At 60.0% G+C, this 25,424-nt stretch carries 20 protein-coding genes and 2 pseudogenes; 6 read left to right on the plus strand and 16 right to left on the minus strand.

The window, feature by feature from the left end; all coding sequences use genetic code 11:
• Window positions 1-232 precede the first annotated feature (232 nt).
• Entirely contained in the window at window positions 233-1,351 is a 1,119-nt protein-coding gene (locus ML_RS08650) for a PQQ-dependent sugar dehydrogenase (RefSeq protein WP_010908489.1), read from the plus strand.
• A gap of 188 nt (window positions 1,352-1,539) precedes the next feature.
• On the opposite strand, the gene ML_RS17470 is transcribed toward ML_RS08650, so the two are convergent.
• From ML_RS17470 to gatC, 5 genes are all read right to left on the minus strand, one after another.
• Entirely contained in the window at window positions 1,540-1,668 is a 129-nt protein-coding gene (locus tag ML_RS17470; protein WP_269147010.1) for a hypothetical protein, read from the minus strand.
• Window positions 1,669-2,292: 624 nt separating this feature from the next.
• Window positions 2,293-3,822, minus strand: a complete 1,530-nt coding sequence (gene gatB / locus ML_RS08655) for an Asp-tRNA(Asn)/Glu-tRNA(Gln) amidotransferase subunit GatB (RefSeq protein WP_010908490.1) — start codon at window positions 3,820-3,822, stop codon at window positions 2,293-2,295.
• Window positions 3,823-4,170: 348 nt separating this feature from the next.
• On the minus strand, window positions 4,171-5,202 hold the full coding sequence (locus tag ML_RS08660; RefSeq protein WP_010908491.1) for an ATP-dependent 6-phosphofructokinase: 1,032 nt from the start codon (window positions 5,200-5,202) through the stop codon (window positions 4,171-4,173).
• 87 nt (window positions 5,203-5,289) lie between these two features.
• Window positions 5,290-6,771, minus strand: coding sequence for an Asp-tRNA(Asn)/Glu-tRNA(Gln) amidotransferase subunit GatA (gene gatA, locus ML_RS08665; RefSeq protein WP_162618333.1), 1,482 nt, complete (start codon window positions 6,769-6,771; stop codon window positions 5,290-5,292).
• A gap of 8 nt (window positions 6,772-6,779) precedes the next feature.
• The gene (gene gatC / locus ML_RS08670) at window positions 6,780-7,079 is read right to left on the minus strand and encodes an Asp-tRNA(Asn)/Glu-tRNA(Gln) amidotransferase subunit GatC (protein WP_010908493.1); all 300 of its coding nucleotides are present in this window, start codon (window positions 7,077-7,079) and stop codon (window positions 6,780-6,782) included.
• 178 nt (window positions 7,080-7,257) lie between these two features.
• On the opposite strand from gatC, the gene ML_RS08675 reads away from it, so the two are divergent.
• A complete protein-coding gene (locus tag ML_RS08675; protein ID WP_165443162.1) occupies window positions 7,258-7,914 on the plus strand; it encodes an ACT domain-containing protein in 657 nt (218 codons plus the stop codon).
• Window positions 7,915-7,916: 2 nt separating this feature from the next.
• On the opposite strand, the gene ligA is transcribed toward ML_RS08675, so the two are convergent.
• The 8 genes and pseudogenes from ligA to ML_RS08715 form a co-directional block, all read right to left on the minus strand.
• Window positions 7,917-10,001 carry an NAD-dependent DNA ligase LigA gene (gene ligA / locus ML_RS08680; RefSeq protein ID WP_010908495.1) on the minus strand — a complete coding sequence of 695 codons (2,085 nt, stop codon included), beginning with the start codon at window positions 9,999-10,001 and terminating at the stop codon, window positions 7,917-7,919.
• A gap of 58 nt (window positions 10,002-10,059) precedes the next feature.
• Window positions 10,060-11,073 (minus strand): uroporphyrinogen decarboxylase/cobalamine-independent methonine synthase family protein, encoded by a 1,014-nt coding sequence (locus tag ML_RS08685; RefSeq protein WP_010908496.1) that lies wholly within the window; start codon window positions 11,071-11,073, stop codon window positions 10,060-10,062.
• A gap of 915 nt (window positions 11,074-11,988) precedes the next feature.
• Window positions 11,989-13,065 carry a tRNA 2-thiouridine(34) synthase MnmA gene (gene mnmA, locus ML_RS08690; RefSeq protein ID WP_010908497.1) on the minus strand — a complete coding sequence of 359 codons (1,077 nt, stop codon included), beginning with the start codon at window positions 13,063-13,065 and terminating at the stop codon, window positions 11,989-11,991.
• A complete protein-coding gene (locus ML_RS08695; RefSeq protein ID WP_041322921.1) occupies window positions 13,062-14,252 on the minus strand; it encodes a cysteine desulfurase family protein in 1,191 nt (396 codons plus the stop codon). Before ML_RS08695 ends, mnmA begins: the two co-directional genes overlap by 4 nt.
• 38 nt (window positions 14,253-14,290) lie before the next feature.
• Window positions 14,291-15,060: pseudogene (locus ML_RS08700) on the minus strand (lysophospholipid acyltransferase family protein).
• A gap of 90 nt (window positions 15,061-15,150) precedes the next feature.
• Window positions 15,151-16,000: pseudogene (locus ML_RS08705) on the minus strand (GNAT family N-acetyltransferase).
• 247 nt (window positions 16,001-16,247) lie between these two features.
• The gene (locus ML_RS08710) at window positions 16,248-17,204 is read right to left on the minus strand and encodes an electron transfer flavoprotein subunit alpha/FixB family protein (protein WP_010908499.1); all 957 of its coding nucleotides are present in this window, start codon (window positions 17,202-17,204) and stop codon (window positions 16,248-16,250) included.
• Window positions 17,205-17,252: 48 nt separating this feature from the next.
• A complete protein-coding gene (locus ML_RS08715; RefSeq protein WP_010908500.1) occupies window positions 17,253-18,053 on the minus strand; it encodes an electron transfer flavoprotein subunit beta/FixA family protein in 801 nt (266 codons plus the stop codon).
• A 227-nt stretch (window positions 18,054-18,280) separates the two neighbouring features.
• Here ML_RS08715 and ML_RS08720 point away from each other — a divergent pair, with 227 nt between their 5' ends.
• The 4 genes from ML_RS08720 to ML_RS08735 all read left to right on the plus strand — a co-directional run bounded on the left by ML_RS08720 (window position 18,281) and on the right by ML_RS08735 (window position 22,704).
• On the plus strand, window positions 18,281-19,123 hold the full coding sequence (locus tag ML_RS08720; protein ID WP_010908501.1) for a class I SAM-dependent methyltransferase: 843 nt from the start codon (window positions 18,281-18,283) through the stop codon (window positions 19,121-19,123).
• Window positions 19,120-20,688 carry a 1,4-alpha-glucan branching protein domain-containing protein gene (locus ML_RS08725; RefSeq protein ID WP_010908502.1) on the plus strand — a complete coding sequence of 523 codons (1,569 nt, stop codon included), beginning with the start codon at window positions 19,120-19,122 and terminating at the stop codon, window positions 20,686-20,688. Before ML_RS08720 ends, ML_RS08725 begins: the two co-directional genes overlap by 4 nt.
• Before the next feature lie 97 nt (window positions 20,689-20,785).
• On the plus strand, window positions 20,786-22,030 hold the full coding sequence (locus ML_RS08730) for a glycosyltransferase family 4 protein (RefSeq protein ID WP_041322924.1): 1,245 nt from the start codon (window positions 20,786-20,788) through the stop codon (window positions 22,028-22,030).
• Window positions 22,031-22,170: 140 nt separating this feature from the next.
• Entirely contained in the window at window positions 22,171-22,704 is a 534-nt protein-coding gene (locus tag ML_RS08735; RefSeq protein ID WP_156517096.1) for a hypothetical protein, read from the plus strand.
• 95 nt (window positions 22,705-22,799) lie between these two features.
• On the opposite strand, the gene ML_RS08740 is transcribed toward ML_RS08735, so the two are convergent.
• The 3 genes from ML_RS08740 to ML_RS08755 form a co-directional block, all read right to left on the minus strand.
• Window positions 22,800-23,138, minus strand: a complete 339-nt coding sequence (locus tag ML_RS08740; protein WP_041322930.1) for a hypothetical protein — start codon at window positions 23,136-23,138, stop codon at window positions 22,800-22,802.
• Window positions 23,139-23,910: 772 nt separating this feature from the next.
• Window positions 23,911-24,231, minus strand: coding sequence for a hypothetical protein (locus ML_RS16175; RefSeq protein WP_231846586.1), 321 nt, complete (start codon window positions 24,229-24,231; stop codon window positions 23,911-23,913).
• A gap of 440 nt (window positions 24,232-24,671) precedes the next feature.
• The gene (locus ML_RS08755) at window positions 24,672-24,869 is read right to left on the minus strand and encodes a hypothetical protein (protein WP_041322933.1); all 198 of its coding nucleotides are present in this window, start codon (window positions 24,867-24,869) and stop codon (window positions 24,672-24,674) included.
• Between the last annotated feature and the right edge of the window lie 555 nt (window positions 24,870-25,424).

Raw genomic sequence — 25,424 nt, forward strand, 5'->3', positions numbered from 1 at the left:
GTAAAGGCATTTGGGTCTGAATTGGGGATTTGAGCAACACTTTCGTCCAACAATCAACACTTAAACCTGTATAATTAAATGCAGATCGGACTCAAAATGGCCCGAAAATGGTGACGCATGCCTCTACGATACGACTAATCACCTGCACAAGTAGGGTTAGAGCGTCAACTTACGGGGAAAACGAAAGCACGCATGTGGCAGCAACACCGGCGATGTCCGTAGCCTTTCGGTCATGCGGATAGGGCGGTCAGTTCGGTCTGGTTTCACTGCGTTGTGTGCGGCGCTGCTGATACTGAGCAGCTGCGCACGGTTCAACAACACCCAGTCACAGCCCTTCACGACCAAGCCAGAACTCCGGCCACAGCCCAGCTCGATACCACCCCCTCCGCCATTGCCATTGACACCGTTCCCCAAACAGTGCCCAGCCCCCGGGGTGATGCAAGGCTGTCTGGAGAGCACTAGCGGCCTGATTATGGGCATCGACAACAAAACCGCACTGGTAGCTGAACGCACCACCGGCGCAGTCAAGGAGATCTCGGTCAGCGCCGAACCTAAGGTAAAGACGGTCGTCTCGGTCGACTCGTCCGGTGATGGTGGCTTGATGGATATCGTGCTGTCGCCCACTTACCAGCAAGACCGCCTGATGTACGCTTATATTAGTACGCCCACCGACAACCGAGTGATCCGAGTGGCTGACGGCGACATCCCGAAGAACATCCTGACCGGCATCCCCAAAGGGGCTGTCGGCAACACCGGAGCGTTGATCTTCACTAGCCCCACCACCCTGGTTGTGCTCACTGGCGATGTGGACAACCCGGCAATGGCCGCCGATCCCAAATCGTTGGCCGGCAAGCTACTGCGCATCGAGCAGCCGACCACCATCGGCCAGGCGCCGCCGACAACGGCGCTATCCAGCATCGGCTCAGGCGGCGGCTTGTGTACCGACCCCGTCGACGACTCGCTGTATGTCACCGACCGCACCCCCACCGCAGACCGATTGCAGCGCATCACCAAGAACTCAAAAGTCTCGACAGTATGGACCTGGCCCGACAAGCCCGGCGTGGCCGGCTGTGCGGCCATGGACGGGACCGTGCTGGTCAATCTGATTAGCCCCAAGCTGACGGTGGCCGTCCGGCTAGCACCATCGACGGGTGCAGTCACCGGTGAACCCGACGTTGTCCGTAAGGACACCCACGTGCACGCGTGGGCATTGCGAATGTCTCCAGACGGGAATGTCTGGGGAGCAACCATCAACAAGACTGCCGGTGACGCCGAAAAGCTCGACGACGTGGTGTTCCCACTGTTCCCCCGGGGTGGCGGCTTTCCGCGCAACAACGACGACAAAACCTAGCCTAGCGACAAGACAAAACCTAGCCTAGCGACAATGCGGACCGAGCAGCCCGCGGAGAAGATCAGCAAATCAAGACGGAGCCGGGCAAAAATCCATCGTCGCGTGTGACTCTCACGACACCCTAACGGTGTGTAGCATAGCGCGATACACACCTGAAGAGCCGGTTTGACTGCCGAAGAGTTCGGTGATCAGTCGGCAAGTTTGCAGGGCACCACGAACACATCGACCAATGCACCATTGCGCCACACCGTCATCTCGATCCGACACGCGATAGCATCCTCAACCATTAGTCGCTGGATCGCGGTTGCAGTGGCCACGTGTTAGCCGTCAACGCTGACCACAATGTCACCGCGGCGCAGGGGCAGTTGTGACGGTCGGGCTGCCAGGTACCACGCTGGCCGACTTGTAGACTATGCGTGGGTGCCCAAGCTTATTGGCAACCGCAGGCAGCACCGGGACATGTGAACCGGCGATGCCCAACCAGGCACGCAGCACGAGGCCGGCACGTATCAGCGGAACATGATCTTGTGGGTCAACTCGTTAACGGGCACAGCCAGCTCGACACAGGCGATTGGCGTGCTCATGCTAACCATCCAACCCTAGCCGTCAGCCAAGACATCAGCCACTATTTCCGGGCTCAGCGCAGCGTCAGTTTAGATGACCTGGCCGACGACGAGGCCACCACCAGTGGGTAGCAGCGACCGTCCCAGCCCGGAGAAGACGATGACGCTGGCGGCTGCCACCGCCGTTACCGCGGCTGCGCATCGCCATGCTGACCAACACTCAGCAACACCGTCTCTGCCACAGCGGTGACCACGCTGCTGGAGTACGCGTACAAAGTATATAAAGTAAAGTATATTTAAAGTATAGAAGACGTCATGCTAATCGTTACACAATCGCCTCAGCTTCACAACAGCTTCTGGTCTACTTAAACTGTTCAGTTACCCCTGCCCGCAAATGGCCAAGACGAGTTCACGCACCCGGGCAGCATCGGCCTGCCCGCGGGTGGTCTTCATCACCGCTCCTACGATCGCACCGGCCGCCGCCACCTTGCCGCCACGAATCTTTTCCGCCACATCAGGATCGGCGGCCAAAGCCTCGTCGACAGCAGCCTGCATCACCGAGTCGTCGCGCACCAAGGCCAAGTCGCGATCAACCATAACCTGCTCGGGTTCACCCTCCCCGGCAAGCACACCCTCGACGACCTGGCGAGCCAACCTAATGGACAGCTTACCCTCGTCGACCAACGCCACTACCACGGCGACTTGGGCAGGAGTGATGGCCAACTCGTCCAAGGTGATGTTTGCCTCATTAGCTTTCTGCACCAAGAAGTTTCCCCACCAAGCGCGTGCTTGTTCGCTGGAGGCGCCGTTCTTGACGGTCGCGGCGACCAATTCAACCGCGCCAGCGTTGACGAGATCTCGCATCACCTCGTCGGAAATACCCCATTCCTGCTGAATCCTCTTGCGGCTCAACCACGGTAACTCCGGTATTGTTTGACGCAATTGCTCGACCAGCTCGCGGCTGGGCGCGACGGGCTCTAGGTCGGGGTCGGGGAAATATCGGTAGTCCTGCGCTGTCTCCTTGGCGCGTCCCGGGCTAGTGTACCCGTCCTCATGAAAGTGCCTGGTCTCCTGGGCGATTCGACCTCCGGACACCAGAATGGCTCCTTGGCGCTGCATCTCGTAGCGTACAGCCATTTCAACACTTTTCAATGAATTAACGTTTTTGATCTCGCTCCTGGTGCCGAATTCGACCGTACCGATAGGTTTCAACGATACGTTGGCGTCACAACGCATTGAGCCTTGGTCCATCCGGACATCGGATACGTCCAACGTGCGCAACAGATCTTGCAATGCCTTCACATACGCCCGAGCGATCTGTGGTGCCCGAACTCCGGCCCCCTCAATAGGCTTGGTGACGATTTCGATCAACGGCACGCCAGCACGGTTGTAGTCAATCAGCGACGTCGTTGCGCCGTAAATGCGGCCGGTCTCGCTGCCTAGGTGGGTCAGCTTGCCGGTGTCTTCCTCCATGTGCGCCCGTTCGATCTCCACCCGCCAGGTAGTGTCGTCTTCCAGAGGTACCTCGAGGTAGCCGTTAATGGCGATCGGCTCATCGTATTGCGATATTTGGTAATTCTTAGGCACGTCTGGGTAGAAGTAGTTCTTCCGTGCGAAGCGGCACCAGGGCACGATTTCACAGTTCAACGCCAGCCCGATCCGAATCGCCGACTGGACCGCGGCCCGGTTGAGCACTGGCAGCGAACCCGGCAGGCCCAGACACACCGGGCACACCTGAGTGTTTGGTTCAGCGCCAAATGTGGTGGCACAGCCACAGAACATTTTAGTCACAGTGGACAGCTCAACATGCACCTCAAGCCCGAACACCGGATCAAACCGCGCGACTACAACATCATAATCCAGCAAATCCGCCCCTGAAGCCTTGGACGCCCCGGAAACAACAGTCATGAGCTCGATCCTAGAGGCCGATTGCGAGACCAGCCGAGCCGAACTAAGCGGGCCACCACCTAGGCGCCCGGCCGAGAGACCGCTATGCGAAGGTCATGCTCCGTTGCCTGGCCAGGAACATAGTGGGCAACGTGATCTCGTTCCTCTCATGCACGTGTCGATCTAACAACAGTACCATCCGTAGCAGCAACTTAGGCGGACAATCGCTCAAGTTCTTAGCTAGCCATAGTTTCCAGTTCCTCAGCCTCGACGTGAGTGTCTTGCCAGCGTTTGGTGCATATGGCCACCTCGAAATTCAGACAGTCGAACAGTTGACGCTACCGCGGTATTTGCAGTAGCATTCCCATCTTAACCGAAGAAGGCGGCGGCGTCGTCGTAACGGCTTTCGGGCACCAATTTGAGCTGACGCACCGCATCCTCCAGCGGTACGCGACCGATGTCTTGCCCACGCAGTGACACCATCTGGCCGTACTCGCCGGCGTGCGAGGCGTCGGCAGCATTAACCCCGAACCGGGTGGCCAGCACCCGATCGAAGGCCGTCGGTGTACCACCGCGTTGGACATGACCCAGCACAGTCACTCGCACGTCCTTGTTGATCCGCTTCTCGACCTCAGCGCCCAATTGCGCTGCCACCCCAGTGAAACGCTCGTGACCAAATTCATCCATCCCACCTTGGCGCAACGTGATCGAGCCTGGGACCGGCTTGGCACCCTCAGCGACCACGCAAATGAAATGCGAATCCCCGCGCTGAAAACGTCGTTTCACGAGGCAGCACACTTCCTCGACATCGAAGGGCTGTTCGGGAATCAGCGTCATGTGCGCACCGGAAGCCAGCCCGGAACTCAGCGCTATCCAGCCGGCATGCCGACCCATCACCTCCACCAGCATCACACGTTGGTGAGATTCGGCGGTACTGTGCAACCGGTCAATGGCTTCGGTAGCCACCGTCAGCGCGGTGTCGTGGCCAAAGGTCACGTCGGTGCAGTCGATGTCGTTGTCGATCGTCTTCGGCACGCCGACCACAGGAACGTCTTCCTGCGACAGCCAGTGCGCGGCCGTCAGCGTGCCTTCGCCGCCGATCGGGATGAGCACGTCGATGCCATTGTCATCCAGGGTCTGCTTGATCTGATGCAGCCCGGCCCGCAGCTTGTCGGGGTGCACGTGGGCAGTGCCCAGCATGGTTCCGCCTTTGGCTAACAGACGGTCATTCCGGTCGTCGTTGCACAGCTGCATGCGCCGATTCTCCAGCAACCCACGCCAGCCGTCCTGAAACCCGACTACCGACGAACCGTACCGGGCGTCACAGGTGCGCACAATCGCCCGGATAACGGCGTTAAGACCAGGACAGTCGCCGCCCCCCGTGAGAATTCCGATCCTCATGCCTTCATCTTGCATGCGAACGCCTCAGATAGCGCGAACAAACGCAAATATCTGCTCGCGTTGGCAGCTGCTCGTGACCGAAGAAACTCAAATAGCGGACGGCAATGGCCCGCGTGCGGCCTCGTAGGCGGCACCCACCCGGTAGAGTCGGTCGTCGGCCAAAGCGGGCGCCATGATCTGCAGGCCCACCGGCAGATCGTCATCCGAGGACAGCCCGGACGGCACCGACATGCCGCAATGGCCAGCCAGGTTGAGTGGCAACGTGCACAGATCGAACAGGTACATCGCCAGCGGATCGTCGGCTTTTTCGCCAAGGCTGAACGCGGTAGTCGGCGTCGCCGGGGACACCAGCACGTCGACGGATCGGTAAGCTTTGTCTAAATCACGCGCAATCAACGTGCGCACCTTCTGCGCCTGGCTGTAGTAGGAATCGTAATAGCCGGCCGATAATGCGTAGGCACCGATCATGATGCGCCGCTTGACCTCCGGCCCGAACCCGGCAGCCCTGGTCAGCGCAATCACCTCTTCGGCGCTGCGGCTGCCGTCGTCACCGACCCGCAGCCCGTAGCGCATCGCATCGAAACGCGCGAGGTTGCTTGACACCTCCGATGGCAAGATCAGATAGTAGGCGGCCAGCGCGTAGTCAAAGTGCGGGCAGTCGACTTCGCTGACCGTTGCACCCAGTGCGATCAACTGCTCGACAGCGGCCTGAAATGACGCCAACACCCCCGACTGATAACCCTCGCCACGCAACTGCCGGACCACCCCTACCCGCACGCCGTGCAGGTCACCCGACTCGCCGGCCTTAGCAGCACCTACGATATCGGGCACCGCTGCTTCCACGGAGGTGGAGTCGCGGGCATCGTGGCCGGCGATCACCGCATGCAGCAGTGCAGTGTCTAAGACGGTGCGCGCGCACGGCCCTCCCTGATCCAGCGACGAGGCACAAGCAACCAGTCCGTACCGGGAAACTGTGCCATAGGTGGGTTTGACACCGACTGTCGCGGTCAACGCGGCCGGCTGCCGGATGGAGCCGCCGGTGTCGGAGCCGATGGCCAACGGCGCCTGGAACGCTGCCAACGCCGCTGCGCTGCCGCCACCGGAGCCGCCTGGCACCCGGTCGACATTCCACGGGTTGCGGGTCGGGCCGTAAGCGGAATTCTCGGTTGAGCTGCCCATCGCGAATTCATCCATGTTGGTCTTACCTAGGATCGGGATGCCGGCCGCGCGCAACCGCGTGGTGACAGTGGCGTCATAAGGGGAATGCCAGCCCTGTAGGATCTTGGATCCGCAGGTGGTCGGCATGTCGACAGTGGTGAACACATCTTTGAGCGCCAATGGAACTCCGGCCAACGTTGACGACAACTGTCCGCCAGCGGCCACCGCCTTGTCGACGGCGGCCGCCGCCGACAGTGCCTTCTCGGCCGCCACGTGAAGGAAGGCTCGGTAGGTGTCGTCCGTCGCCTCGATCTGGTCCAGGCAGGCCTGGGTGATCTCAACCGACGACAGCTCCTTGGCAACGATCTTGGCAGCCAGCGTCGACGCGTCCAACCGAATGATCTCGTGCAGTGAACCAATCATTTGTTGTCCCCCAAGATCTGAGGGACAACAAAGCGGCCGTAAATGGCTTCGGGTGCTTCGGCCAGCGCCTGCTGCTGAGTCAGACACGGGACAGTCTCGTCCGGGCGCGTGATGTTGACGTATTTGAGCGGATTGTCGGTAGGTTCGACGCCGGTGACGTCAACAGCCTGAATCTGGCTCACGTGGGCCAGGATGACGTCGAGTTGACTAGAGAAGCTGGCCAACTCGGTATCGGTCAACACCAGTCGGGTTAGCCGGGCCAGGTGCAAGACCTCATCGCGGGAGATCGGGGACACGCGTGAAAGCCTACCTAGCCGCGAGCGTGAAGTTGGCCGCACAATAACTTTCTTTACCCAACAGAACTTTCTCTACCCAACAGAAAATCTAGATGCACGCTCGTCGGCAGAGGAAGCCAGCCGGTCAGGCCTCTGGGTGGAAATGCCGCTTACCCAACGCTATGCAACAGTGTTGGCCGTGCCTTCCTATCTGCTGCGCATCGAACTAGCCGACCGCCCAGGCAGCCTGGGCTCACTAGCTGTGGCGCTCGGTTCAGTGGGCGGCGACATTCTGTCGCTAGATGTGGTCGAGCGCAGCGGTGGTTACGCGATCGATGACCTTGTCATCGAGGTTCCATCCGGGGCAATGCCCGACAAGTTGATCACCGCCTTCGAATCACTTCCCGGTGTCCGAGTGGACAGTGTCCGTCCGCATAGCGGTCTGCTGGAAGCCCACCGCGAGCTGGAGCTGCTCGACCAGGTCGCCGCGGCCGACGACAACGCATCCAAACTGCAAGTGCTGGCCGACGAGGCGCCCAAGGTGCTGCGGGTGAGCTGGTGCACCGTATTGCGCAGTTCGCAGGGAAAGCTACTACGCTTAGCCGCTAGTGTTGGCGCACCAGAGACTCGGGCGAATTCGGCACCGTGGCTGCCGATCGAACGTGCCGCGCCACTAGACGGTACCGCCGAGTGGGTGCCACAGTCGTTGCGCGATATGAACACCACCATGATCGCCGCACCATTGGGCGACCCACACACCGCAGTGGTGCTGGGCCGTCCGGGCCCGGAGTTTAGGCCATCAGAGGTGGCTCGACTGGGGTACCTAGCCGGAATCGTGGCCACCATGCTGCGCTAACGCTAGTCAACGACTTGCTGCACCGGAGGTCCCTGCTCAAGCAACAGGCGAAACCCGTCCTCGTTGAGGATCGGCACCCCGAGCTCGACCGCCTTGTCATATTTGTATCCCGGCAAGTCGCCTACGACCACGTAGGCGATCTTCTTCGATACCGAACCAGCGACCTTGCCTCCGCGCGCCACGATCGCCTCCTTGGCATCGTCACGGGAAAACCCTGCTAAAGAACCAGTGACCACGATGGTCAACCCTTCGCATGTGGGCAGCACGCTGGTGTCACGCTCATCGACCATCCGCACCCCGGCAGCCCGCCACTTATTGACAATCACGCGATGCCAGTCGACGGTGAACCACTCGGTAACCGCGGCCGCGATGGTGGTCCCTACACCCTCGACAGCGGCCAGTTGTTCAGGGGACGCGGCCAAGATTGCGTCAACGCTGCCGAACTCGGTGGCCAAGGCTCGCGCAGCCGTCGGCCCGACATGCCGGATCGACAACGCCACCAGCACTCGCCACAGCGGTGCAGTTTTGGCTTTGTCGACGTTGACTAGCAACCGTTTGCCATTCGCCGACAACTCCCCTGCCTTGTTGCGGAAAAGCTCGGTGCGCAACAAGGCCTTCTCGGTGAGGGTGAACAGGTCGCCCTCGCTAGTGATCACTTGCGCAGCCAGCAACGCCACACCGGCCTCGTAACCCAACCCCTGAATGTCCAGAGCGCTGCGGCTAGCGACGTGAAACACTCGCTCTCGCAGTTGCCCCGGGCAGCTCCTGGCATTGGGGCAACGGATGTCGGCATCGCCTTCCTTTTCTGGCGCTAACGTAGTACCGCACTCGGGACACGTTGTGGGCATCACAAATTCACGTTCGGACCCGTCGCGCAAGTCAACCACAGGTCCCAAAACTTCGGGAATCACGTCGCCGGCCTTGCGGATCACCACGGTGTCACCGATCAGCACACCTTTGCGTTTGACCTCAGAAGGGTTGTGCAAGGTCGCCTGCCCGACCGTCGACCCGGCAACTTTCACGGGCGTCATGAACGCGAATGGCGTAACCCGACCGGTGCGGCCGACGTTCACCCGGATGTCGAGCAGCTTGGTCTGCGCCTCCTCGGGTAGGTACTTGTAAGCGATGGCCCATCGTGGAGCTCGCGAGGTGGAACCCAGCCTGCGCTGCAACGTAACCTCGTCGATTTTGACCACTATCCCGTCGATTTCATGGTCCACCTCGTGACGATGTTCGGCCCAGTATGCGATGCATCCCTGGACGCCAGCTATGTCGTTGACCAGCGTCGTATGCTCGGACACCGGCAACCCCCAGTCCCGTAAAGCTAAGTAAGCCTGATGCTGGGTAGCGGGACGAAAGCCTTCGATGTGCCCCAGTCCATGACAGATCATTCGCAGTTTACGGTGAGCCGTGACCGCCGGATCCTTCTGGCGCAGCGAGCCCGCCGCGCTGTTTCGTGGGTTAGCGAACGGATTCTTGCCCTCCTCAACGAGGCTCGTGTTAAGCGCTTGAAAGTCCACCACTCGGAAGAACACCTCGCCGCGGACCTCAAGAACCTCTGGCAGCGGGTAAATATCGCTGACGGTCAGCCGTTCCGGCACATCTTCGATGGTCCGCGCGTTCAGCGTGACGTCTTCGCCGGTGCGACCATCGCCCCGAGTCGTGGCGCGGGTCAGGCGTCCATCCCGGTAGACCAACGACAATGCGACACCGTCGATCTTGAGCTCACACAAATAATGGGCGTCATTACCGATCTCTGCGCGGATGCGAGTGACCCAGGCATTGAGTTCATCCCCACTGAAGGCGTTGTCGAGGCTGAACATCCGTTCGAGATGCTCGGTCGCCACGAAATCAGTCATGAAGCCAGCACCGCCGACCAGCTGGGTAGGTGAATCGGGCGTGCACAGCTCGGGATGCTGTTCCTCCAGCACAGTGAGCCTGTCCAGCAGAGCATCAAACTCCGCGTCAGAGATGATCGGCGCGTCACGCACATAGTAACGGAACTGGTGTTCACGCACCTCTTCGGTCAGCTTTCGCCACTGCTGCAACACCTCGGGTCCGATAGGGTCAGCTTCGGGGGAACTCACCCTCGCAGGCTAACTGAGCAATCCGACACGCGACTGGGCCGCTGGTGCGCCGACGCAACTAGATGGCGTCCGGGTCTTGGGCGAACGCTTCGGCGGTCTTACGCGCCAGCTCGATAGCGGTGCATGCCCAGTGCGGCGTCGCACCCGCCAGACCACATGCCGGGCTGACGCCGATACGATCACGCAGCGCTGAGCGACCAAAGCCGAGCCGATCGGTCACACCAACAACTGCGGCGGCCACCTGCTCTACCGACGGCAGCCGTTGCGGGGCGGTTGCGGGCACGACGCCCAACACGACCGTGCGGCCCGACTCGACGAATGCTGCGATGCCATCCAGATCCCCTGTCCGTAGCACGTTGACGTCTACCGACACCGCTCTAATAGCGCTGCGCTGCAAGAAGTTCCATGGCAACTCCGCAGCACAGCTGTGCAGCAGTACGTCGGCACCCACGGTCGCGACGCAACTGTCGAACAGTGTTGCCGCCAATGTTTCGTCGAGCGGGGCGACCGGGGAAAACGCAGTCACCCCAGTCAGCAGTCCCCCCAATGCCGCCGGCAGCGACACCTCATCGAACTGCACCACCACCTGTGTGTCGAGTCGCCGTGCCAGAGCCGCACGGTGCGCAGCAACACCCTCAGCCAGCGATTCCGCCAAGTCACGCACGGCACAGGAATCAGTGATCGCCCGGTGGCCGTTGGCCAGTTCTAGCCCGGCCGCGAGTGTAATCGGCCCAGGAGCCTGTACCTTGACGACACGCCCCCTACCGCGCAGGCCGGCCATCTCCCATGCCGCTTCGAAGGCATCCATGTCCTCGTCGAGCAGGCTAAAGGCCCTTCGTGTCACTGCACCGGGCCGTGCAGCAATTCGGTAACCGCGCGGCACCGTGTCGATAGCCACGTCGATAAGTAGCGCGCCGGCCCGGCCAAGCATGTCGGCGCCCACTCCCCTGGCGGGCAACTCGACGATATGGGCTAGCGCACCCGCCAACTCGCCAACGACAACCTTGGCAGCTGGGTAAGGGGATGAACCGGGCCACGACCCAACACCGCTAGCCGTTGCGAAAACACTCATCCGGCAACCGTATTCGACATCGCATCGACCGTCGCTCGTCAGGGTATCTGTTCTGTTGCGCGAACCAGCCCACAGCTAGCAAGTCTGACACGGCCGCTGGTTGTTATGCGGCGCAATTTTACCCCAAAGACGACATCACCGTAGACGTGATCCCGCTGGCCCAGTCACAGCTGCACGGTCGGCGACGACCTAGCAACCATCCCAGGCAACGGTGCCCCTACCCAGACCGCACTACAAGCCCCATGTTGACCCATGTTGAAGAGTGCCACTAACACGGCTGTCCAATACCCGCCCAAAGCAGGTCCTCTCGCCGAAGGTGGCACGGCAACACATCGACTACCCGTCTTTGTCAGACTCGGCTTAGCCGCACACACGGCGACGGTGGTGGACTCTACCGGCCTACGTCCGTCAATTCGGCCCACCAACCACATCCGGCTCCCAGCTAACCGGCACCATCGGTGCCAGCCCAACCGACTCCATTACCCGCGGTACCAGCAAAGTCCCACAGACCAACATCCTGGTCAGAATCCACTGCTGACAGCGACCTAGTCGTAGGAGCCGGCCGCACAACCAATACCAACCTGCTGTCCGATGCTACCGAGAGCGCACTAAAATAGACGACATTATTTTTACTGTGTTCGCCAACTTGACGAAACTCCTCGTACCTCGACTGGTCCGCAAAGTAGACGCTCGATGCCGATTGACAACGCAATCGACGCTCTAATCACGGAGTCGGCCAGCACGAATAGGGGCTGCGACTATCAAGAACAGAGAGATGAAGATTATCACGACGAAATCTGAAGTTGATCACCTCAGCGATTTCACATAACCGCACGCAAAAAAGCTCGTCACAGACCAATGCAACGACCGCACTGACGGGTTTTACCCCCAGATCCAAAATCGCTTTGCCAACTATCACGCCGACATGCTAGCTATAGTGGCGCTGCCAAGCACTTCGTCCCCGTCCGGATCCAAGCGGTACAGCACCAACGTCTGGCCGCGCGCCACACCGCGCAGCGGTTCGCACAACCGCACAAACAGCTCGTCACCAATCAACTCAACGACCGCAACGGCGGTTTCACCGTGTGCACGAATCTGAACCACACACTGAACAGGACCCAACGGCGCAGCTCCCGCGGTGAAGACCGGCGCCCGTCCGATCAGCGTATGCACACCGAGGTCGGCCGCGTCACCCACGTACACGGTCGCGGTGTCGGCGTCAATCGCCGTCACATAGCGCGGACGGCCGTTCGGTCCTGGCCCGACGATGCCCAGACCCTTGCGTTGGCCTACGGTGAAACCGTGTACTCCATCATGCTCGGCAAGCACCGTGCCATCCGCGTCAACCACACTGCCGCGGCGTATCCCAATACATTCACTCAAAAAAGCACGGGTGTTCCCGGACGGGATGAAGCAGATGCCGTGGCTGTCGGGCTTATCAGCGACTAGTAAGCCACGGCGGGCGGCCTCCGCACGAACCTGCCGCTTGAGCGTGTCGCCGATCGGGAACGCGGCGTGGCGCAACTGTTGAGCAGTCAATACCGCCAGCACGTAGGATTGATCCTTACCCCGGTCGACAGCACGACGTAGTCGCCCACCGGACAGTCGCGCGTAGTGGCCAGTGGCCACCGTATCGAAACCCAACATTAAGGCTCTGACAGAAAGCGCCGAGAACTTGATCCGCTGATTGCATTGCACACAGGGGTTAGGGGTTTCCCCGCGGGCATACGCAGACACAAAATTATCGATCACGTCTTCTTGGAACTTCTCGGCGAAATCCCAAACATAAAAGGGGATCCCAAGGACATCGGCAACACGGCGCGCATCTGACACGTCTTCTTTGGAACAGCAGCCCCGTGACCCGGTGCGCAGCGTACCGGAGACGGTAGACAGCGCCAGGTGAACACCCACCACATCATGTCCGGCGTCGACCATCCGGGCAGCAGCAACCGACGAGTCGACGCCACCGCTCATCGCGGCGAGAACTTTCACACCCCAACACCCCCGGCCCCTGCCGCTGCCAGCGATGCTCGGCGGGCGCGATCCACCGCCCCCGGCAGCACCCGCAGCACCTCTTCAACGTCGACCTCAACACTATTGTGCCCCAAAGAAAGACGAAGCGATCCGCGCGCACTAGCCGGGTCGGCGCCCATCGCTATCAGAACGTGCGACGGCTGCGGAACACCGGAGGTGCAGGCCGATCCAGTCGAGCATTCGATTCCGTTGGCATCCAACAGCATCAATAGCACATCACCTTCGCAACCACGGAAGATGAAGTGCGCGTTACCTGGAAGCCGCATCCGATCGCGGGCACCGTTGAGTGCAACGTCGTCAATCGTCGCCAGCACACCCTCGATCAAGCGGTCACGCAACACCTGCAGCCGGATACTGTTGATCTCCAATCCGTCCACCGCGATCTGTGCCGCCGCTGCCATCCCAACAACGCTGGCGACACCGGGAGTGCCGGAACGAATATCGCGCTCCTGCCCACCACCATGCAACAACGGAACACAGCTGATGTCCCGGCGCAGCAGCAACGCGCCCACACCAGGCGGGCCACCAAATTTATGCGCGGCCACACTCATCGCCGACAGCCCGCTGACACCGAACTTTACCGGCAGCTGACCCACCGCTTGTATCGCATCACTGTGCATCGGAACACCGAACTCGGCAGCGACGGCGGCGAGTTCGACGACTGGCATGACTGTGCCGACTTCGTTATTGGCCCACATCACCGATACGAGTGCGACGTCGTTGTGTTGCTGCAGCGCCTCCCGCAGCCCGAACGCCGATACCGAGCCGTCGGCAGCGGTGGGCAACCACGTCACCTCCGCACCTTCGTGTTCGACCAGCCAGTTCACCGAGTCCAACACGGCGTGGTGTTCCACCTCGGTTGTAACGATGCGTCGGTGGCACGGCTGCGCGTCACGGCGCGCCCAATAGATGCCTTTGACGGCCAAGTTGTCGCTCTCGGTGCCACCTGCAGTGAAAATCACCTCGGACGGGCGCGCAGCAAGTTTGTCGGCGATCAGCTCGCGGGATTCCTCAATCCGCCGCCGCGCCACTCGCCCACTGGTGTGCAGCGACGACGCGTTGCCGACAGTGCCTAGCGCGGTCGTCATCGCCTCGATGGCGGCGGGGTGCATCGGGGTAGTAGCGGCGTGATCCAGGTAGGCCATGACGCACTTTAGGATACCGGCGATCGGAGCCTGCCGGATCAAGAGCGCCTGCTGCTCACTCCAGCACCGACATGTCGAGGTTCCGCATCGACATACTGCCTAGCCCCCAGTCGCACCGTGAACTGACAGCGACGGGCCAGGGCCCGGCCAATCGATACCCGGCCGGCAACTGCAGAAATTCGACACGCATCTAGGCCAGCGTGCGACGCACGGTGGGCAATCGGCAGATTGACCGCAACAACGTGTCGTCACCGACGAAGAGCGGGCACGGTCAATACACATCCCGTCGATGTGGTTATACGTCAGTGAAAGTGGCTGCACTGGACAACCGGCATCGACCACGGCCTGCAACATTGCTGGATAGAAGAACCCACGCCATCAGTGCGATGGCGTGGAGAGGCCGCACCAGGTAGTGCCTTCAGGAAACACCACCACGGTTTGACAGGAGCACAGCCTACGGGCAAAGGTATCGACCACCTTAGGTAGACACCACAAACTGGACTACTCTATACGGGATACTATTTCAGGGATGCGCGCCACGATCGCAATGGTGGGCACGCTGAACATATCAGCACGGGCGACGAAAGACCCCGGCAACGTAGAGCCGATAGCGAAGACATTCCAGCTAAAACATGTGGCTGCTGACCACCAGGACTCCGCACAGACTGCAAATCGGGCTTCCCGACACCGTGGTGATTCGGACGCCGAATCGGCGCAGCATCAACCGGCAATAGGCGCGTTGCGTGTGCGTCCAACCCAGCAGCGTTTTATCCTTACACACACAGTTGATATCATACGATGTCCGCAACCGCCAAGCATGCTCACTTACTGCGGGAGTGCATTGTAAACTGTTCTATTGGGTTTCTATTGAGTCGCTGTGAGCAATAGTCGTACCAAACTATCTGTGCGGCCGCCAAAACCAACAAGTCGCCGCAGTGTAGTGGTTATCAGCGTACCACTTGTCCATCAGCACGCAGACCCCACCGAACCGAAGTCCGGGTTGTACGCCGGCTCACCGCAGACCCGTGCCCCCAGTCACAGGTAGCCACACATCAGCTGGCGGGTGGAATCACCGACCGTTGCGGCAGCGGAATATCGTCGATACCCCTACCCTCCACTTGCACTGGGCGCTACAGGTACACCTGATGCTGCGGCAAGGCAGTATGACGGTGCAACACAAAATCATGGACATCACGTAATCTGTCTACCTGGAGCAGGATCGCCACAGAAACCATCCCCATCGCCTGCGATCGGGACCGACGCACAGGCGGAGATGTAAAATTACATGCCATATCGATCCAGATAGGCCAGAATGCCCGCCCACATCAGCAGCACCACATTACCGTTGCGGTGACTTTCTCAACATCCACGGCGCAGCCCATCTAGACCAACGACGACCGCAACGGATCGAATGAACGAATATCGAATTCCGTTGAGGTATAAAGGCCTCTTGCCGCAATGGCACCCTCCGGCGACAACATTCGGCAACAACCCACCAACTCGCCGGTGCGGTCGCCACGCACCAGCGGGTGATCACAAAACTAGATCGAACAGTTCGACATCCAGGTGCTCACCACCTTGCTCCGAGTTCGCCGGCAGCAAGGCGAAGCCGGGAGTACTGTTCAACACATCGAAGCAGAACCACTATACGCAGCTCCAACGAGGATGGGTTCGGTGGACAGCAACAGAGAATAACGCGACCCGATAGACGAACTTGTCGCCGTGCCATGGGGCTTCTCGCTGAGTATCTGTCAGGACAAAAGCAATGCTCATACCAACAACATGACTATAAGTCATGAGCTAATCGACATCGATCCTGTGATGTAACATTGCACGCCAAATAACGACAATGTCGTGAAAAAATGTCACCTCGTACCGCACCAATAGGCGATTTTCGAATGCAGTATCACATGCGATAATGTATTCACGGATCGTGCGATGGTTCCCCTGGCGCACATGTGGCGGATGCACACCACGACGGGCCCGCGCGAAAACCTAGCCCTTACGAGCCTTGATCCCGTCGGTCAGCTGTGGCGCCACCTTAAACAAGTCACCGACGACACCGAAGTCCGCGATCTCGAAGATCGGTGCTTCCTCGTCCTTGTTGACCGCAACGATGGTCTTCGAGGTCTGCATGCCCGCGCGGTGCTGGATAGCCCCGGAGATACCCAGCGCGATGTAGAGCTGGGGCGACACCGTCTTACCAGTCTGGCCTATTTGGAACTGGCCCGGGTAGTAGCCGGAATCCACAGCGGCACGCGATGCTCCAACCGCGGCGCCCAGCGAGTCGGCCAGCGCCTCGACCACGCTGAAGTTATCCGCACTGCCAACACCACGGCCGCCGGACACCACGACGGTGGCCTCGGTCAAGTCTGGGCGGTTGTCGACAACCGCGGGCGCACGGGCGGTGATCTTGGTGGCGTTCTCGGCAGGAGCCGGCACTTCCACGCTGACCTGCTCGCCCGCCCCCTCGGCTGGCTGCGCCTCAACGGCCCCAGCCCGTACTGTGATCACCGGAGTGTCACCGTTGGCCTGCGCCTCTACAATAAACACACCACCGAAAACGCTATGGACACCCACCGCTCCTTCTCGAACGTCCACGACATCGACCAACAGACCGGACCCGATCCGGGCCGCCAGCCGGCCGCCGATCTCCTTGCCATCGGCGGTGGCGGCCAGCAACACAGCGGCCGGAGCCGATGACTCGGCCAACGCGGCCAGCACATCGACTACCGGCGTGATCAAGTATTTGTCGGCGGCGTCGGACTCGGCGACGTAGATTTTGGCAGCGCCAGCCGTCTTCAACCCGTCAACCAGCGGCGCCGACGTTCCCGGTGTACCGACCACGACGGCAGCCGGCTCGCCCAGCACGCGGGCGGCGGTGATCAATTCAGCGCTGACCTTTTTCAGCGCGCCTTCAGTGTGTTCGACAAGCACCAGTGCTTCAGCCATGGATGATATCGCTCTTCTCGTCTCGGGGATTGGTTTGTAGCGTTCGGCTTAGATGATCTTCTGAGCAACCAGGTACTGCACGATCTGGTTACCGCCATCGCCTTCATCGGTGATCTTCTCGCCCGCGGTTTTGGCCGGCTTGGGCGTCGACACCAACACCTTCGACCCGGCGTTGGCCAGCCCGACCTCATCGACCTCGACACCGATCTCGGCCAACGTCAACACCGTGACTTCTTTTTTCTTAGCGGCCATAATGCCTTTAAAGGAGGGGAAGCGTGGCTCGTTGATTTTCTCGTTCACACTGACCACTGCAGGCAGTACGGCCTCGAGGGTAAACACTCCCTCGTCCGTTTCGCGTTCACCGGTGATTTTGCCTCCCTCAACCGAGATTGTGCGCAAGTGGGTGAGCTGCGGCAGGCCCAGGTACTCGGCGATGATCGCCGGAACCACGCCGCCGACGCCATCGGTGGATTCGTTGCCGGCGATGACCAGTTCGGTGCCTTCGATGGTGCCCAACGCGCGTGCCAGGGCCCACCCAGTCTGGATGACATCCGAGCCGTGCATACCGTCGTCCTTAAGGTGGACGGCCTTATCAGCGCCCATCGACAGGGCCTTGCGAATCGCCTCGGTGGCGCGCTCTGGTCCCGCGGTTAACACAGTGACCGACCCCTTGATGCCGTCGACGGCCTCTTTCTCACGGATTTGCAGCGCCTCTTCTACGGCGCGCTCGTTGATCTCGTCTAGCACCGCGTCGGCGGCCTCGCGATCCAAGGTGAAATCGCCGTCAGTCAGCTTGCGCTCCGACCAGGTGTCTGGAACCTGCTTAATCAGGACCACAATGTTCGTCATAGGTGTGGTTAGTCCTCCTCGAAGGCGTCCCGCAGTCCTCGACTGCAGGACCTAGGTCACACGTTTCGCAACCATACAGCCCTGTTACTGTTCGGTAACTTCATACGGTATGCCCTCACACCATAGCGGGTCGCATCTGCGCAATTGCCTGCTGTTCCTCACCGCCGTTAGCACAGAAGGCTCTAGCGGTTCGCGAATCTGGCGGTTCGGGTTAGCCTGCCTTAACAATGAGCGCATTCGTCCCCGACGTTCCCAACCGCATACCCGACGACCCCTCGTCAATCGACTCCACCGCATTCCACGGCATGCTGACGCTGACAGGTGAACGCACCATCCCCGATCTGGATATCGAAAACTACTGGTTCCGCCGCCATCAGGTGGTTTACCAGTGGCTGGCGCAGCGCTGCACCGGCTGTGAGGTTCTCGAGGCCGGCTGCGGCGAGGGCTACGGAGCCGATCTGATCGTCGACGTTGCCTACCGGGTCATTGCGGTGGACTACGACGAGGCCACAGTGGCCCATGTCCGTAGCCGTTACCCGAGAGTCCAGGTTATGCAAGCAAACCTGATTGAGTTGCCGCTGGCCGACGCTTCGGTGGACGTCGTGGTGAACTTCCAAGTAATCGAACATCTGTGGAATCAGGCCCAGTTCGTCAGCGAGTGCGCCCGAGTGCTGCGTCCCTCGGGGTTACTGATGGTGTCCACCCCAAACCGAATCACCTTTTCACCGGGGCGTGACACATCGATCAACCCGTTTCACACCCGTGAGCTGAACGCCGACGAGTTGACCCAATTGCTTATCACCGCAGATTTTTCCGAGGTAGCCATGTACGGATTGTTTCATGGACCGCGCCTGAAGGAAATGGATGCCCGCCACGGCGGCTCCATCATCGACGCGCAAATCGCACGTGCGGTGAGCAACGCACCATGGCCGCCCGAACTGGTGGCAGACGTCGCCGCGGTTACCGCTGCCGACTTTGACATCATCGAGGCATCAGCGGGCCCAGAGGCCAGCGATGGTAGGGACGTCGATGAAAGTCTGGATCTAATCGCGATCGCAGTGCGCCGATGAACACATCCGCAAACCCAGTGCCCGGTCTGTTCACCCTGGTGCTACACACCCACTTGCCGTGGCTAGCCCACCACGGCCGCTGGCCGGTCGGTGAGGAATGGCTCTACCAATCGTGGGCCGCGGCCTACCTGCCGCTGCTGCAGGTGCTTCACACCCTAGCCGATGAAAATCGGCACCGGCTGATTACACTCGGGGTTACGCCGGTGGTGAACGCTCAACTCGACGACCCCTATTGTCTCGACGGTATGCATCACTGGCTGGCGAACTGGCGACTGCGCGCGACTGAAGCGGCCAGCGTGCGGTCCGGTTCGGAGTCGAAGCCGGCGTGCGCACCGCAAGCATTGCGGGCCTTCGGAGCTCGCGAATGCATCGAGGCCCAGCGGGCACTCGAGTATTTCGCTACTCTGTGGCGTCACGGCGGCAGCCCGCTACTGCGCAGCCTAATCGACGCCGGGACGGTCGAACTGCTTGGCGGCCCGTTGGCCCACCCATTCCAACCGCTTATCGCGCCGCGGCTGCGCGAGTTCGCGCTACACGAAGGCCTGGATGACGCGTGGCTGCGGCTGGCGCACCGGCCAACCGGCATATGGGCGCCGGAATGCGCCTACGCCCCAGGGATGGAACACGACTACTCGGCCGCGGGCATCACTCACTTCATGGTCGACGGTCCGTCACTGCACGGCGACACCGCACTGGGCCGACCAGTTGGCGACACCGCCGTGGTCGCGTTCGGGCGTGACTTGCAGGTCAGCTACCGGGTGTGGTCGCCGAAATCTGGCTATCCGGGACATGCCGCCTACCGCGATTTCCACACCTACGACCACCTCACCGGTCTCAAACCGGCCAGAGTCACCGGGTGCAACGTGCCGTCTGAGGCCAAGGCGCCCTACGATCCCGACCACGCCGACAAAGTCGTCGACGCCCATGTAGACGACTTTGTCGGCGTGGTCCGCAACCGGCTCTTCACCGAGTCCGAGCGCATCGGGCGGCCCGCTCACGTGGTCGCCGCCTTCGATACTGAGTTGTTCGGCCATTGGTGGTACGAGGGGCCGATCTGGCTGCAGCGGGTGCTGCGCGCCTTGCCCACCGCCGGGGTGCGAGTGGGCACACTTAGCGACGCCCTAGCGGGCGGGTTCGTCGGCAATACAGTTACGTTGCCACCCAGCTCGTGGGGGTCCGGTAAGGACTGGCAAGTGTGGGCCGGCGACAAAGTCGCTGATCTGGTTCAGCTCAACAATGAGGTAGTCGACACAGCGCTGACCACAGTCGATAAAGTGCTAGCACAGACGACATCACTGGATGGACTTCTCCCTCGCAATCACGTCGCCGACCAACTCCTGCGCGAAACGCTGCTCACCGTATCAAGTGACTGGCCATTCATGGTGAGCAAGGATTCAGCCGCCGACTACGCCAGGTACCGTGCCCACCTGCATGCCCACGCCACACGGGAGATCGCGGGAGCGCTGGCATCGGGCCGACGTGACACCGCGGCGCAACTGGCGGACGGATGGAACCGCGCCGACGGTCTGTTCGGCGCACTGGACGCCCGAAGGCTGCCCCGGTGAAAATCGGACTTCCCCGCGAGCGTGCGTGTTTATACAGCGACACGCCGTCGTGCGTGGCATTTTTGGGACGTTCGCGCCAGCGGAGGGGACAACGCTCATGAAAATCCTGATAGTGTCCTGGGAATATCCGCCAGTGGTGATCGGCGGGCTCGGCCGTCACGTCCATCACCTATCGACTGCACTGGCCGCGGCCGGCCACGACGTGGTTGTCCTGTCTCGCCGCCCCTCGGGCACCGATCCCTGTACCCATCCGACCTCCGACGAGATCAGCGAAGGTGTGCGAGTGATCGCTGCCGCACAGGATCCACACGAGTTCACCTTCAGTAACGACATGATGGCTTGGACTCTGGCGATGGGCCATGCGATGATCCGCACCGGCCTGTCCCTAACCAGGCATAGCAGCGACCTCCCCTGGCGTCCCGATGTCGTACATGCGCACGACTGGCTGGTGGCACATCCAGCCATAACGCTCGCCCAATTCTATGATGTTCCAATGGTTTCCACGATTCACGCGACAGAAGCAGGTCGGCATTCCGGCTGGGTATCTGGAGCACTCAGCCGTCAGGTACATGCCGTCGAGTCGTGGCTGGTACGTGAATCCGATTCGTTGATCACATGTTCGGCATCGATGTGCAACGAAATCATCGAATTGTTTGGTCCCGGTCTGGCCGAGATCACAGTGATCCGCAACGGTATTGACCCAGCACGCTGGCCGTTCGCAGCCCGCCGGGCGCGCACTGGACCGGCCGAACTACTCTACGTCGGGCGACTAGAATATGAGAAGGGTGTGCACGACGTCATTGCCGCGCTACCCCGGATAAGGCGCAGCTACCCTGGCACCACGTTGACCATCGCTGGAGAAGGAACCCAGCAGGATTGGCTCGTCGACCAAGCCCGTAAATACAAAGTAATCAAAGCCACCCGGTTCGTCGGGCACCTCAACCACAACGAACTGCTGGCGGCGCTGCAGCGGGCCGACGCCGCAGTGCTGCCGAGTCACTATGAGCCGTTCGGACTGGTCGCCCTAGAGGCCGCTGCAGCCGGCACTCCGCTGGTGACCTCAAACATAGGCGGCCTGGGCGAGGCGGTAATCAACGGGCAGACCGGGGTGTCGTGTCCGCCCCGCGATATCGCAGAACTGGCTGCGATGGTGTGCACAGTACTTGAGGATCCCGACGCCGCGCAACAACGCGCGCTAGCTGCCCGAGAGCGTCTCACCTCCGATTTCGATTGGCAGACAGTAGCTCAGCAGACCGCGCAAGTGTACCTGGCGGCCAAGCGTCGCGAACGACAACCACAACCCAGGTTGCCCATCGTCGAACACGCATTACCGGATCGCTAGTCTATACCGCGTCAGAGCCGAAACAGCCGCACAACATCAGGATGAAGTACTGCGCTCAGTTAGTATCCACCGGTGTTGGCAACCTAAATAACTCGTCCCCGCAACGTCGGCTACACGATCATGGCACTGCTGTTGGTATTGTGACTAGTCCGGTCGTTCTTGCGTTCGTACCCTACCTGTACCGGTTCTCAGTACTACTCAGTCGACTACACGCTGGGCTTTATACGACGCGTACTCGCCGGCGAAACGCTGCATTTGTTTCCCGCCAAACACTACTGCACCGGCCTGTATATCTTTTATTGGCTTTCATCAACATTTTCATCGGAGGCTTGGTAGCGGCGGCAGTCAGGTTCAGCCATTCCAAACGCCGACTACTGCTGGCGCTGTTCATCACTGCGCTGCCATTTGGCTTCGCATTCACAGTGTTTTTCGCGCATCCTGATCTTCTCACCGGGACAGCGCTAACCAGGTTCGCCGTGATACTTGCCTCCGCGAAGATCGACCGGTCAATCTTGTTCTCCAGTGCGACCCCTACCGTCACCGTCGCCGGTTCTAACATTAGCGCACAAAGCGATTCCTTTATTGTGTTCACTAGGTACCTTGCTGTCTATTGTGGCTCTCGCGGTGCACAGTTCGATCAACATCCAGCGTCCTTAGCGCGCTGCCTACAGTAGCTCCCGGGCCGGCTATAACGGTAACCACAGCATTGCTCAGGAACCGTGGAATTTCGCCCAATTGTGTGCGCTAGTACCGCGCATGGTACCGTTGACTAATCGGCTGCGGGCAAGCTCTCCACGGGCCAAATTCCTAGTAGCCAACACTTTAAATACATTGTTCTCACGACTGGGTGTGCTGAAAACAGCATCATAAATTTCGACCAGACGTTCAGCGACGCCACCAGAGTCGGCGCCGGGGTGCTCGCTTCGACCGCGTTCGGGATCACCCTCTTGACAGGACTGTCTTGACCATCAACAACGCGGCCGGCATTCCTTTCCGGCGTTTCTGCAATCTGCCATGCCAGCGGCTCTGGTTGGGTGACGTTCGCAGCGATGCTCATGCTGACGGTTTTTGCAACCTCAGTCGACTGAGTCCGGCAATAGGTCACCATCTCGTTCGACGCTGGGTACGTGTACTTGCTCTACGCGAGTAATCAGCCCGAAGCCACTCAAGAGCCGACCCGACGCACCTGCATCGTGTTCGCACTCAGGGTTATTTTGTTGGCCCTGTTCCCAGTCGGGGCCATCCCAGGACTCGGGGTCCCACTACCGGTGTGATCATTAAGACGAAGCCGGCGTACAGATAGCGGCTTCGGGTTCAATTTCATCGAATTCTGCTAAGATTTAAAAGTTTTAACAAAAAATAGCCTGATCAAGAAAGATTGGAATTATTGCCAATGAAGCCGCAGCACCGGGGTCATTATTTTCCCTATCGCTACGGCCAGATGCTCGCACCAATGTGGTTACCATTTTGGCGACCCAGCAACCAGAGCGTGACACTAACCGACAACGGTCAATTCGTCGTCCGCTACGGACCATTTCGTGTCGAGACCCCACCATCCGGTATTCGCGACGTCCATGTCACCGCCCCCTACCGTATAGTAGACCAACCGTGGGCCCCGATTGTCGTTCATCGATGACGGACTGACCTCCGGTACCAACGCACACGCCGGTGTTTGCATACACTTTAAGCCAGGATCCACCGCGTCCTGGAGCTGCACAACCACTCGACGTTGACGGTGATCGTCGCGGACACCGAAGGCCTGGTCAACGAGCTCAAGGGAGTTACGCAAAGCAGGCGCCGGGTCAAGGCTGATCGCTACGACACCTGCTAAACGACCTCACTAGTCGAGCACATCGACACTAAGCGGTATACCGCACAACTTATGCACCTCCTCGGCGGATATCTGCGATTTGCACCTCGTCGTGCCCGGGTTCGTCCTGGAGTAGTTTGCCGAGTACCAGCAGCACTCTTGCGGCGACCGCCATCGCCAGTCTCGGATCTATCACCTGCAACTTCCCGGCCACGGCCGCAATGTCGCGCTTGGCTCCAGGCACCAGCCCTCGGTCGGCGGTAATCAGGCGCAAACCTTGATTGAGAACGATTCGACTGTCCGGCCTATGAAACATCCGTCCAGTTAAGAGAAAACTAAACGCGTATATTTCCTCCCCATACCCGATTAATGCCGTTAGTGCGTCGAACAAAAACCCGTACGCGTAGAGGACTTCGTTAATAGCTGCTTCGAAGAATTCCTCTTTGCTCCCAAAATGGTTGTAGAACGAGCCGACACCGGTGGCTTGGCTGATGCCTGTATTGGCGCATTAAGCGTATCGTCGGCAACGAAAATGAAGGCTTGCGTAGCGGTGATCAGCGCCGCACGGGTGCGCTGCTTGTGCCTTTAGAAGCGGTGGGCAGCTTGTCGACCACAGGCACCTCCTTTGTCTTCGTCTTTAGCAAGCCTCTTCGGGCAATTACCTACCTCATTTATGAGGATTTTTCACAAATCTTTGACTGACAAATTATTCTGAAGTGAAGATGTCTTCAGCTACAATAGCTTAAAGAACCACTATGATGCACGGTGTTGGCGCGCACAACGGTTTACACAGCAATTGCGACGCCCACAGGGTTGAACCACTCTAGGCGCTCAACCTAACCCGTGATAGAAGTGCACGACACCGCACGGCTCAATTTCGGAAAGCCGGATCTGGAACGGGCCGAAAAATTCGCCAAGGCATTCGGATTCACCACTGCCGCATAGCACTCCCGACAGCATATGTTTGCACGGCGCCGATGCCGGCTCACCGGAGCAACCGAACACCAGACACGCAGCCTGACCCAACACCTGGGCAGCCTGGCCATCGACCTGACCGATTCAAACGGGCTCACGGTCCGGCGTGGTAGCGTGCACACACTAACTCGAGTCCTTACCGATTCAGACTCCACATACCTTCAATTTGGGCATCAATTTAAGTAGGTCAACGCGACCCGACCCAGCACCAATCGTAGCGACCCCCGACCGTGCAACAGCTGGGACACACATGGCGCTGCAAATCACTGAATACCTGGGCACGCTCAACTGGTACCTCCCCACTATTGGAATGATCGTCAGCGATTTTCTGTTTTCCCTGAACAGCGCGACCGGGAGCCCACCATGAACTTCATCCTCTGCGAGCACGACGTGACACCGACTGGCCACCATACGCTGACCCTGTCGTTGGGATCAGCGATCCACTACCCGTACTTAGTACTCAGGTGTACGATCTAGATATTTTGACGGCCTGAGAAGAACACCTCGGCGCCAGCACCAAACACCTACCACACGAAGCACTGTCAGTCGTCAGTGCGCTGCGCGCCGACAATGAATTCGATTCCTAACTGCTTATGGTCCTGATGAAAG

It is taken from the genome of Mycobacterium leprae TN, from assembly GCF_000195855.1.
Lineage (GTDB): Bacteria > Actinomycetota > Actinomycetes > Mycobacteriales > Mycobacteriaceae > Mycobacterium > Mycobacterium leprae.